Genomic DNA, 12744 nt, shown 5'->3' on the forward strand with positions numbered 1-12744 from the left:
TCTCAAAGCCTGAGATGATTGCTAAACGCCTCAGGGGTTGAGCTCCTAAATAGAATTCTCCGTTGATTTGCCAAGTGGGATACGCGTTGATACCCACTGCATTGCAGAGGTCTACTTGCGGATTAACCCCGCGCAGATCGCATTCAACATATGGAATTGACAGGGCAGCGTCGCCAAAGATTTGCTTTTGCCTGGCACAGTGCGGGCACCAGTAAGCTCCATACATTTTTGCCCCCGTGTTTGACAGGTAATCAGCTAACTGAAATTCATAGCTGGGGGCAATGAGCTGGCCGATGGAGAAATCCTGGCAGCTTGCGATCGCAACCACTATCGTTACCCCCCACAAAACCATCCAAAAACCCCTACCGAACATGACGTTTATCCCCCCGTAACGACCATTACCTTACATGAGCACAACCCTTGGCACTAGAAGAAATGGCTAAAATTTTCCAAAATCGCAGGTGATGATTTCCAGGGCGGGTTACCGCACACGATTCTTAAGGAAACTGGCACAATAGAACCAACTTTTAGCCACTAAACTAGCTCCCCAACAAAGTCTAGTACAGGCCTTACGAGAATCCTTTAGGGCCGTTATTGTCTCAGAGCATGACCTTATGACGCCTTTTGATCTACCCAAGCCCTTCAGCCATCGAATAATTCGATGGCTGATTACTTGCTGTTCAGCAATACTGCTTTTTCTGGCAGGCATCCAACCAGCAGCAGCTCTGACTCAACCAGCAGCTGAAACAACTTCACTATCGAGCGAAAGCTTTGTTGCCGCAGCTGTGCGACGCGTTGGTGAAGCAGTTGTGCGCATCGACACCGAACGCACAATCACCCGCAACGTACCCGATTTACTCTACGACGATCCCCTTTTTAGGGGATTCTTTGGCCCTGATACATTCCAGCGAATTCCCCAGCAGGAACGTCTCAGTGGTCAGGGTTCTGGCTTCATCGTAGATAGCAAGGGCTATATTCTCACCAATGCTCACGTTGTCAACCAAGCAGACCGCGTTACGGTCACCCTCAAAGATGGCCGACATTTTGATGGCACGGTCGAAGGATCAGACGAACTAACTGACTTAGCCGTCATCAAAATCAATACAGACAGTAAAACCTTACCAGTAGCCTCCTTAGGGGACTCTGACACAATCGATGTCGGGGATTGGGCCATTGCCGTAGGCAATCCACTGGGATTAGACAATACCGTCACCCTGGGGATTGTCAGCACGCTGAAACGATCAAGTGCCACTGTTGGTATTCCCGACAAACGACTTGATTTTATTCAGACAGATGCCGCCATTAACCCAGGTAACTCTGGTGGCCCCCTCCTCAATAGCCAGGGCGAAGTCATCGGTATCAACACCGCAATTCGAGCAGATGCCATGGGTATTGGTTTTGCTATTCCTATCAACAAAGCAAAATCTATTCAAGACCAGCTAGCCCATGGTGAGCGCATTGCTCATCCTTATCTGGGCATTCAAATTGCTGATCTAACTCCAGAAATGGCAAAACGCAACAATGATGATCCCAATGCCAGCATGATCATTCCAGAAATTAGCGGAGTCTTAGTTATCCGTGTTCTTCCTGAAACACCAGCTGCTGAAGCTGGGTTACGCCGTGGAGACGTGATAACGCAAATTGATGAGCAGCATTTTCAAACAGCTAATCAGCTACAGTCCTATGTTGACCAAGCCCAAATTGGGCAGCAATTAAACCTAAGCCTACATCGTGGAGAACAGACGCAGACAATCACAATCAAAGCCGCAGCACTAGATCTAGACGCATAATACAAATCCGAATTCATTCAACCCGATTGAAAGGGCAATCCTGTAGGGACACTCCTTTAGGGATTAGTTCTCTTCCATACTGGGCGCTATCAGTCAGCATTCCGCATAAGGTCAAATCCCAAAGTAGTAATCTGAGCCAATAAGAATAAAGGGGCTAAGGAAATTCCTTAGCCCCTTTTACTTAGATGTTTATTTTTCTAGAGGATTAGCTAGACTTGCAATCCTAAATAATCTAAGGAGCGGCCGTTTGATCATCAATCAAAGCATTATCATCCAAAAACGGAGATGGAGGCGTTGGAGGTGTCTCAGCAGGTCCGGGTCCCGATGCATTTGCTCCAGGAGTATTACCACTTGGAGTACCGCCCAACATATCGTCGGTAAACATGTTAAGGCCACCTTCACGATCATAGGCACGAGCGGTGCGATCGTCTAAGACCATATCTTGTAAAGCCATATCATCCGATAGAAAAGCCTTATCGAAAGAAGGATCTATCTCAGGAGTTGAACGCTCTTCATAGGCATTAAATCCTGTACCAGCAGGGATTAGGCGACCAATAATCACGTTCTCCTTCAGACCACGTAGCCAATCAGACTTGCCTTCAATAGCCGCTTCAGTCAACACACGAGTTGTTTCTTGGAAACTTGCTGCTGAAATAAAGCTATCGGTATTTAGCGAAGCCTTAGTAATGCCCAACAATACAGGAGTGTATTCCGCCGGAGCCCCCCCTGTAATCGACATCGCTTCATTCACCTGTTCTAGCTGACGAATCTCAACGAGCTCGCCAGGTAGCATTGTGGTATCACCACCGTCTTCCACACGGGCCTTAGAAGTCATCTGGCGTACGATCACCTCAATGTGCTTATCAGCAATATCAATCCCCTGGGATTGATACACCGACTGTACTTCATTCACCAAGAAAGTCTGTACTTTTTGCAGGCTGATCATGGCAGCCTCATGTACGCCTTTAGTCTCACGATGATATTTGAAGAAGAACTCCAAAATCTGGTGAGGATTCAGAGGTCCATCTGTCAGTGGTTCAGCCAAAGTGACCTCTTGACCATCGGAGACAATCATAGGCTGCCCCGGAGTAATTGGATACTCAGTCACCACACCATCATCTTCAATGATCTTCACCTCTACCGTTTCATCATCGCCATAAACAACCTGAGCACTACCCGGTCGCTCCGCTAAGACACAAGCTTCTTTAGGCTTACGAGCCTCAAGCAGCTCTTCAATCCGAGGTAAACCTTGAATGATATCCCCAGTCTTGGCACGTTCAAAGATCAACAACACCAAATTATCGCCCCGCTGAACGAGATCACCATCCTCAATGTGCAGTACCGCACCTGTTGATACACGATAAGGACGCGCAATCCGTAGAACAACACTGTCGCCATTAATCGCTACAACCTGACCAGAGTCTTCAGAGATAACCCCCTCAGCTAATGGAAAACCATCAACCAACAAATCTCCTTCCTTCACAGTTGGCGATTTGCCATCCATAGCAATTGTTACCAGGTCACTATCACGCACGACTAGGATACGGCGAACAGATTCCACATCTTGACGAATACCACGAACCTCTCCAGCTTCCTTAGACTGGATTTCGGTACGTGCCACAACAGCACCAGGTTCTATCTCCTGGCCTTCCTCAACAAGCAAGCGCGTCTGAGTACTACCCTGGGTTTGGTCAGCAGCAATATCACGACGGATGACTAGAGTCTCTAGAATCACTAGCTGAAGGCGCTGAATCTCTGGATCATGCTGATCGGGCACCAGCTCAATATCAGCTGTCAGTTGTGACGACTCATTGTCCACATTCAGAACTAGCTGAGTCCGCAGTAACTCAACACCATCAACCGACTTCACACGCTCGCCATCCTTAAAGAAGAGACGTTGAATCGCAGTGATGCCAATAGAATTATCTTCACTATCACTCACAGCATGTTGCGTCGGCACATCAGGCACATCAGGCACATCAAATTCCTGCACCGGGCGCAATAACAGCGCAGCTCCTTCAGGGGTTTCTACATACTCAACAAATCGAAGAGCTTCTGCCGTTACTCCAGGAATCACTTCCTCACCAGCACTAACCAGCACCCCATCCTTACCACTAGCAGCATCTGGGCTATCCACCATGTGAATATCCCCTGGCTTAATCACAATCTCCCGTAGAATGTCATTCTTTTGGGTGACTTCAACCACACCGCTAATTTGACAGAAGATATCCTTAACAACTTCAGTACCAGCTTCAATGAACTGGCCATCCTCAACCATTAGTAGGGAGATATCTTTATTGACCTCATGGGCTTCTTCTGGGATCCAAAGGAGAGTTCCACCTTTGGTAACTTCGTACCCTTGCTTGCCCTTACTCTTCTTAGCAATTTCTACACCTGAGAACTTGATGATGCCACCGCTCTGAGTGTGGTAAGTATCATCAACGAGTTCTGCAATCACCTGACCACCAGTGACTTTGGCACCCGGTGTAGCAATTAAGGAGTAACGTACTCCCTGATCGGTTTGTAGAAAATAATGCTCACGTCCTTGACCGCTCTCAACCGTGACTTCCGTGGTGTCCAGCATCACCGAAGCAGTAATAATCTCAACCTCACGGCTACCTTTACTATCAGAACGATCAGGCAAGCGAACCACCCCACCCCGCTCAGTGACAATTTTGGTTTCAGCCAAAATGCCGTTGGAATCAATCATGTCACCATTTTTAACCGTAGGCTCCGCACCAGGAGGTAAGTTATAAACTTCACCCGAGAGCACCCACAACAACCCACCACGTTGGGCCAACTTAGTGATGTTGCCTTGACGGTCTTTTTTCTCTTCCTGCACTAAACCAGCAAATAGCACTTCACCCGACATATCGGAGGTTACGTCTTTACTCGCTTTCTCAGTTACTTTACGGACTCGCCCAGTGGTAGGTAATTCTGCAATCAAGTCACCCTTTGCAAGAACAGTCCCATCAACAACAAATACAATGGAACCCTGTGGTAAAGCAACCGCGCGTGTCTTACCGTTCTCCATAACGATTTTGGCGTCGGTATTCGCCTCCATCACAAGAGCGTCTTCACCATGACGAGTTCGATAGGGACGGCTACGAAGGCTCGAAGGCATTTGGAACTGACCAGCTACCTTTGCTCGAACTTGGGGTGCTAGTTCTCCGGTAAATGTACCACCGGTATGGAAGGTACGCATAGTCAGCTGAGTACCCGGCTCACCAATAGATTGAGCCGCAATAATACCGACAGCTTCGCCTAAATCCACCATATGCGAATGGGCCAAGCTCCAACCATAACAATGCTGGCAAACAGAACGGGCTGCCTCACAGGTCAGAGCAGAACGAACTCTAACTTGTTTAATCCCAGAATCGTCTACAGCCTTAGCCATGATTGCGTCCATAGGCTGATTGCGAGGAACGATGACTTCACCAGTTTTAGGGTGAACGGCATCGTCAGCCAGAATTCTTCCTAACAGCTTGTCCTCAAGAGAAATTAACACCCGCTCACCGTCTGTCATGGCACTTAGGGGAATGCCCCGATCCGTACCACAATCAATTTCACGAATAATGACATCCTGTGAAACGTCTACCAGACGACGGGTCAAATAACCTGAGTCAGCTGTACGTAGTGCAGTGTCCACAAGGCCTTTCCGGGCACCATAGGAAGAAATAATGTACTCAGTAACCGTCAGTCCTTCGCGGAAGTTAGTCTTAATCGGCAAGTCAATAATTTCACCCTGGGGATTTGCCATCAAACCGCGCATTCCCACCAGCTGACGTACCTGGGAGATATTACCGCGAGCCCCAGAGAACGCCATCATGTAAACCGAGTTGAGCGGATTATTCTCCTTAAAGTTACGGACTACTTCATCCTTTAACTCTTCACTAGTTTCGTTCCAGGTATCAATTACCTTCTGAAAACGTTCTACCTCAGTAATTTCGCCCCGAGTATAGCGCTCTTCAGTGTCGCGAATTTCCTGCTCCGCTGCATCCAGCAATTTTCGCTTACTCGGGGGAACCTGCAAGTCGTCAACACTGATAGAAACCCCCGCACGGGTAGCGTACTTAAAACCAAGGGACTTGATTTCATCAGCCATTGCAGCTGTACGAGCCGTGCCGTAGTTATCAAATGACCAGGAAATCAGGTTTTTAAGCTGCTTCTTGTCAATAATACGGTTGCGAAAAATGATGGAGTTGGCTTGTTCGTTACCTTGATCTGCCATGGGGTCTCTCTGCCTCAACGTGGTACTGGCTAACTGGATAAAAAACTAAAAAATTTAACTGGCAAGGGCCGCATGGACAGCATGGTTGTAAATAATGCGCCCAGGGGTCGTATAGATATGTTGAGATAGGAGATTGCCGTCCCCATCTTCGCGAACACGACGATGGGCATAACGCTTAGTCACAAAGCCATCTCCGTTATCAATCACCTCAACCGGGTCGCCGTCGTGTTCCACAGGACCATCAAATCGCAGCCACACCCAAGCGTGGAGATCTACCATGCCTTGTTCGTAGGCAACAATGGCGTCTTCCATACTGGCGAAATGTGAGTCAGCTCCCTTTTGCTCATAGGGATTTTCCGCAGTGAGATAGTAGCAACCCAGCACCATATCCTGACTAGGCGTAATAATGGGTCGCCCTGTGGCTGGGGAAAGAACGTTATTAGACGCCAACATCAGCAGCCGCGCCTCAGACTGCGCTTCCAGTGATAGTGGCACGTGCACCGCCATCTGGTCACCATCGAAGTCAGCATTAAATGCCGGACACACAAGCGGGTGCAGTTGTAAAGCTCGTCCCTCTACCAACATTGGTTCAAATGCCTGAATACCAAGACGGTGTAGAGTTGGCGCTCGGTTAAGCATAACCGGATGATTTTCAATGACTTCCTCCAACACACCCCAAATACTCGGGTCATTGCGCTGAATCAGTTTTTTAGCGGCTTTAATGTTATTCACCAAACCTTGACGAATCAAACGATGAATTACAAAAGGCTGGAAAAGCTCAATAGCCATCTCACGCGGCAGGCCACATTGGTGAATTTTTAGATTGGGGCCAACCACAATTACGGAACGACCAGAGTAGTCAACTCGCTTACCTAACAGGTTCTGACGGAAACGTCCTTGTTTACCCTCAATAATGTCTGAGAGAGACTTAAGAGGTCGATTATTAGCGCCAACTACTGTTCGGCCACGACGACCATTATCAATCAGAGCATCTACGGCTTCCTGAAGCATCCGCTTTTCATTACGGACAATAATCTCAGGTGCCAAAATCTCTTGCAGTCGTGCCAAGCGATTATTCCGATTGATCACACGACGATAGAGGTCGTTGAGGTCCGATGTTGCAAATCGACCACCATCTAGCTGTACCATCGGACGGAGGTCAGGGGGGATGACGGGAATAACATCCAACACCATCCAATCTGGACGAGATCCGGTTGCAATAAAGTTGTCAATCACACGTAGACGTTTGATCAACTTCGCCCGCTTTTGACCTTTAGAGTTATCAATATTTTCCCGCAACTGCTCAGCAACAGCTTCAAGCTCCAAATCTTGTAGCAGACGCTGAAGAGCTTCAGCTCCAATGCCAACCTCAATACCAGACAGATCAGACTCTTCATCGTAAAGCTGATCTTCAATTTCAATCCACTGATCTTCAGTCAGGAGCTGTTTGTAGCTTAAGCTGTCAGCATTACCTGGATCTAAAACAACGTAGGCGTTGAAATACACAATTTGCTCAACATCTCTAAGAGGCATGTCGAGCAAAATTGCAATATAGCTAGGAATACCTTTGAGATACCAAACATGCGCTACGGGAGCAGCCAGTTTGATATAGCCCATACGATGACGACGCACACGTGACTCCGTCACTTCTACACCGCAACGCTCGCAAACGATTCCGCGATGACGGACGCGCTTATATTTACCACAATGGCATTCCCAATCCTTAGCAGGCCCAAAAATGCGTTCACAGAACAGCCCGTCCATTTCAGGCTTTAAAGTTCTGTAGTTAATGGTTTCTGGCTTGGTTACTTCCCCTACAACTGTGCCATTGGGAAGCGTACGTTCACCCCATTGACGAATACGGTCAGGCGAAGCCAGGCCGATTTTGACATAGTCAAAGCGCTGTTCTAGTTTTGGCATTCTCTTGATTCCTTGTACGCGGCCTACACATCAGGACATAGTTTCTGTTGACGAATCGAGGGACAGTTGTTTACAAAAGGTTGCTTCGCCTCGATTCTAAAGTGATGACATAAGCGTTCAGGTCTTTTCTAGCTACTTTGCATAGAGCTAAAAACAGACGGCTAAACGCTTATGCTCATTCACAGAGTTAAAGGGGCGGCTCCTCAATGGCAGGGGTAGGAGTCGCAGCTGGTGCAGCCGCAGGGGGAGCCTCAGGAGATGCTTCATCTCGAGAAATAGACTCATAGGTGGGCCGCGATGGTGAACGTCGATTAAGAGAATCTGACATCAAGTCAACCTCTACATCACGACTGGTGCCATCTTCTTGGGTTTCTAGTTTATGCACCGCGATGTCTAAGCAGAGGGACTGTAGCTCACGCATCAATACCTTGAAGGATTCAGGCGTACCGGGTCGAGGAATTGCCTTGCCTTTAACAATGGCATTAAGGGCTTCATTACGTCCCTGCATATCATCGGATTTGACAGTTAGCAGTTCCTGCAAAGTATAGGCAGCACCGAAGGCTTCGAGTGCCCATACCTCCATCTCTCCAAAGCGCTGACCACCTTGCTGAGCTTTACCACCCAAGGGCTGCTGAGTAACCAGCGAGTAAGGACCTGTAGAACGAGCGTGAATCTTATCGTCTACTAGGTGAACCAGCTTCAGCATGTAGGGTTTACCAACTGTCACCGGACGGTCAAAGGCTTCCCCAGTACGGCCATCGTAAAGCTGGATTTTACCTGGATCTTCAGGATTAAACACCCAGCTATTACCCGTGTTATCACGAGCATCCTGGAGCTTGCCATGGGTAGTTTCCATGGACGCTTCACTGCCATACATCTCATCAAAAGGCGTAATCTTGAAGCGTGCATTGAGATTCTCTCCGGCCCAGCCCAGCAAACATTCAAAGACCTGGCCTACATTCATACGAGACGGTACACCCAGAGGATTGAGTACGATATCAATCGGAGTACCATCCGGGAGATAGGGCATATCTTCAATGGGCAAAATCCGAGAAATAATACCTTTGTTACCGTGGCGACCAGCCATCTTATCGCCTACCTGGATTTTGCGCTTTTGGGCCACATAAACCCGCACCACCATGTTGGCACCCGGAGGAAGCTCATCACCTTGCTCACGGGTGAAGACACGCACATCGACCACACGACCTTTTTCACCATTGGGTACACGTAGAGAATTATCCCTAACGTCCCGAGCTTTTTCACCAAAGATTGCCCGCAGCAGTTTTTCTTCTGGGGGCTGATCAGATTCACCCTTGGGTGTAACTTTACCCACCAAGATGTCGCCTGAGGTAACCCAGGCTCCAATGCGGATAATGCCGGTCTCATCTAGTTGACGCAGAGCATCTTCTCCAACATTAGGAATTTCGCGAGTGATTTCTTCAGGCCCTAGCTTGGTTTGACGCGCCTCAATCTCAAACTTCTCAATGTGAATAGAGGTGTAGAGGTCGTCGTATACTAAACGCTCGCTCAGCAGAATTGCGTCTTCGTAGTTGTAGCCCTCCCAAGGCATATAGGAAACTAAGACATTCTGGCCCAGGGCAATTTCACCCCCTTCAGTGGCTGAACCATCTGCTAGCACCTGGCCTGCAACCACCTTGTCTCCAGAGAAAACTAAGGGGCGTTGATTCAAACAAGTGTCTTGGTTAGAGCGCTGATACTTCTGGAGTTCTTGGGCATATTGCTTACCATCAGCATCAGTAACCACTACTTTCTTGGCATCAAGGAAAGTAACTTCACCATCAACCGGGCTGACGACTACCATCCCTGAGTCACGAGCGGCCTGAGCTTCCAGACCCGTACCTACTAAAGGACGTTCGGGACGCAGCAGGGGAACAGCCTGGCGTTGCATATTTGATCCCATGAGAGCACGGTTCGCATCATCGTGCTCAAGGAAAGGAATTAGTGAAGTAGCCACCGAGATAATTTGAACCGGTGAGACGGCTACGTAATCTACTTCAGAGGCTGACGTACTGATGAAGTCTTGACGGTAACGAACAGGGACAGATTCACCCAAGATGTTGCCATCGATATCGATGGGGATATCCCCTGGCGCTACACGGAAATCATCTTCCTCATCAGCTGTCATATAAACTGACGGCTGATCTTTACGAATACGACCATCTTCTACCGGGAAAAATGGCGTTTCGATAAAGCCAAAATCATTGACGCGCGCATGGGTTGCCAGGGAACCAATCAATCCAGCATTAGGACCTTCAGGCGTCTCAATTGGGCAAATACGACCGTGGTGCGAGGGGTGAATGTCGCGAACAGCAAAACCAGCACGCTCACGGGTTAAACCACCAGGCCCAAGGGCACTAATGCGGCGCTTGTGAGTTAACTCAGCCAAAGGATTAGTTTGATCCATAAACTGAGACAGCTGACTGGAACCAAAGAATTCCTTGATGGCAGCGACTAAAGGCTTAGGATTAACCAGAGACGCAGGCGTTAGGGAATCAGCATCTGAGACAGTCATCCGCTCACGGATAATGCGCTCCAAACGGTTTAGACCGACACGCACCTGGTTTTGTAAAAGCTCACCCACGGAACGAACACGACGGTTACCCAAGTGGTCGATATCGTCAATAATGCCGATGTCAAACTCTAAGTTAATGAGGTAATCAATAGCCGCTAAGACATCTTGAGGTGTCAATACGCGAACGGCATCTGGCACATTCAGGCGCAGCTTACGGTTAAGCTTATGACGCCCAACTTTACCCAAGTCATAACGCTTGGGATCGAAGAAGCGCGAATGTAGTAACTGCTGACCACCAGATACTGTGGGAGGCTCGCCAGGACGAAGCTTACGATATAGCTCTAATAGTGCCTCTTCTTCACTAAATTGACCTTCCTTCTCAATGGTCTTTTGGAAGTATTCAGGATGACGTAAGGAGTCAAAAATCTCGCCATCACTTAGGCCTAGAGCCTTAAAGAGGACTTGAGCAGAGAGCTTACGGGTTTTATCAATGCGGACCCAAACTAGATCGTTCTTATCAGTTTCAAACTTAAGCCAAGCACCTCGGTTGGGAATCAGGTTCGCATTGTAAGTACGGCGACCGTGCTTATCAGTTTCGGCTTTGTAGTAAACACCAGGACTACGGACAATCTGATTTACGATCACACGCTCAGCACCATTGATAATGAAGGTGCCGCGATCGGTCATCAGTGGCAGGTCACCAATGAATACCTCTTGCTCCTTAATTTCCCCAGTTTCCTTATTAATGAGGCGCGTTGGGACGTACATTTGTACTGAATAAGTGCTATCCCGACGCTTAGCCTCATCAACCATATATTTAGGGCTTTTGAGCTTATAATCCTTACCAAGGAAATGCAGCTCCAACTTCCCCGTATAGTCAGTAATCGGCGAAAAACTCTCAAGTTCTTCAATTAGACCTTCTTGCAAAAACCAGCGAAAACTAGAGCGCTGAATCTCAACTAGGTCAGGTAATACAAAGGAGGATTGGGAAATGGTTAGGTCAGTCATTCGTCTCCTCAAGCAGGTCGGGCCTAAATAAATGGGGTATAAAAGTGAGAGAGTGAGATATAAGAGGGTTTAGTTAAATCGAAACCAGTAGTGCTAAGCGACAAACAAAAGAATGACTACACTCCCTTGTAGGGCAATGCAGTCGGGCTAATATTTTTCGGGGTTTTGCTAGCATCCGATAGCTGAAATAGGTGCAATGGGCATTTTTGAAGCAACCGTTGGGCACCAGCGTTATGAATAGGATAAGTGTAAAAAGCTGAGCCAGTCGGCTATAGTAAGGCTAACGTACAGCCGAGGTAGTATATCACAAATCAGCAGTGAAATTTAATATTCTTGTAGCTTTGTATTTTTATTTAGCGATGAATCACCACAGAGACAGTGTTTTACTAAACTTCGCTCACAAATTAAGCACCTGTTTTTTACATACCTACATCATTTATTAAGGTTTGTCACTAAAGATCGAACGAAGACTCAGGAAGTTTGAACAGGGATCTTGCATTAGCAGTTGTCTGCGCTGCCAGCACTTCTAAAGGCACCTCTCGCAGCTTAGCGACACACTCAGCCACATGGAGTACATTAGCTGGTTGATTTCGTTTTTCTTTTCGCTTTGGCACTGGAGATAGAAACGGACAGTCAGTTTCTACGAGAATGCGATCGCATCCCACCATTTGAGCCGAGGCCTGAACCTGCTTAGCACTCTTAAAGGTCACAATACCGCTAAAGCTAATATAAAAACCTAAATCAAGGAACCACTGAGTTTCTTCAGGGGTACCCGTCCAGCAATGCATTACACCCTGCACAGGACCATGATTCTGGATAAACGCCTGTAGCACATCGCGCACTGCTGCCGCTGCATCTCGACAATGAATGATTACGGGCAAATCTAACCCATGGGCAACGGACAATTGGGCCCGAAAAGCTTCAATTTGAATTGCCTGATCATCGCCCTTGTAGAAATCCAGCCCGGTCTCTCCAATCGCCACTACCCGACGATCGGAAAGTGCCAGATGATGAATTTTCTCCGCCAAGTCTGGCGTCCACTTATCCATATCTTCTGGATGTAGACCCACCGCAAAGGACACTTCACTAAATTGATCAGCAATAGCCTGCATGGCAGCAAACTCTGAAGGCTGAACACAAGAATGAACAAGGTGAACCACACCAGCCTGTCGCCAAGCTGCTGCCACCTCATCTAAGTCTGCCTGAAAACTTAAGTTATCAAAGCTGTGGTGAATGTGAACGTGGGAATCAACCAGCTGCAT

At 47.9% G+C, this 12744-nt stretch carries 6 protein-coding genes; 1 reads left to right on the forward strand and 5 read right to left on the reverse strand.

All coding sequences use genetic code 11. The annotated features are described in order from the left end of the window. On the reverse strand, window positions 1-352 hold a 352-nt coding region (locus DXZ20_RS30720; protein ID WP_431732093.1), incomplete at its 3' end, for a glutaredoxin family protein. Window positions 353-614: 262 nt separating this feature from the next. Here DXZ20_RS30720 and DXZ20_RS30725 point away from each other — a divergent pair. Then, a complete protein-coding gene (locus DXZ20_RS30725) occupies window positions 615-1790 on the forward strand; it encodes an HhoA/HhoB/HtrA family serine endopeptidase (protein ID WP_163666573.1) in 1176 nt (391 codons plus the stop codon). A 232-nt stretch (window positions 1791-2022) separates the two neighbouring features. Here the strand turns inward: DXZ20_RS30725 and DXZ20_RS30730 are convergent, their stop codons facing one another. The 4 genes from DXZ20_RS30730 to DXZ20_RS30745 all read right to left on the reverse strand — a co-directional run bounded on the left by DXZ20_RS30730 (window position 2023) and on the right by DXZ20_RS30745 (window position 12744). After that, window positions 2023-6021, reverse strand: coding sequence for a DNA-directed RNA polymerase subunit beta' (locus DXZ20_RS30730; protein ID WP_163666571.1), 3999 nt, complete (start codon window positions 6019-6021; stop codon window positions 2023-2025). Between the two features lie 54 nt (window positions 6022-6075). Continuing rightward, entirely contained in the window at window positions 6076-7941 is a 1866-nt protein-coding gene (locus DXZ20_RS30735; RefSeq protein WP_163666569.1) for a DNA-directed RNA polymerase subunit gamma, read from the reverse strand. A gap of 187 nt (window positions 7942-8128) precedes the next feature. Next, complete coding sequence (gene rpoB / locus DXZ20_RS30740; protein ID WP_163666567.1) at window positions 8129-11482, reverse strand: DNA-directed RNA polymerase subunit beta; 3354 nt, start codon at window positions 11480-11482, stop codon at window positions 8129-8131. 452 nt (window positions 11483-11934) lie between these two features. Next, entirely contained in the window at window positions 11935-12744 is an 810-nt protein-coding gene (locus tag DXZ20_RS30745) for a TatD family hydrolase (RefSeq protein WP_163702721.1), read from the reverse strand.

This window comes from Adonisia turfae CCMR0081, assembly GCF_011009555.1.
Classification (GTDB): domain Bacteria; phylum Cyanobacteriota; class Cyanobacteriia; order Phormidesmidales; family Phormidesmidaceae; genus Leptothoe; species Leptothoe turfae.

Bases quoted from the DNA above. Each gene is read 5' to 3' on its own strand.
- DXZ20_RS30725 (WP_163666573.1), top strand. From the start codon at position 615: ATGACGCCTTTTGATCTACCCAAGCCCTTCAGCCATCGAATAATTCGA.
- rpoB (WP_163666567.1), bottom strand. From the start codon at position 11,482: ATGACTGACCTAACCATTTCCCAATCCTCCTTTGTATTACCTGACCTA.
- DXZ20_RS30730 (WP_163666571.1), bottom strand. From the start codon at position 6,021: ATGGCAGATCAAGGTAACGAACAAGCCAACTCCATCATTTTTCGCAAC.
- DXZ20_RS30735 (WP_163666569.1), bottom strand. From the start codon at position 7,941: ATGCCAAAACTAGAACAGCGCTTTGACTATGTCAAAATCGGCCTGGCT.
- DXZ20_RS30745 (WP_163702721.1), bottom strand. From the start codon at position 12,744: ATGCAGCTGGTTGATTCCCACGTTCACATTCACCACAGCTTTGATAAC.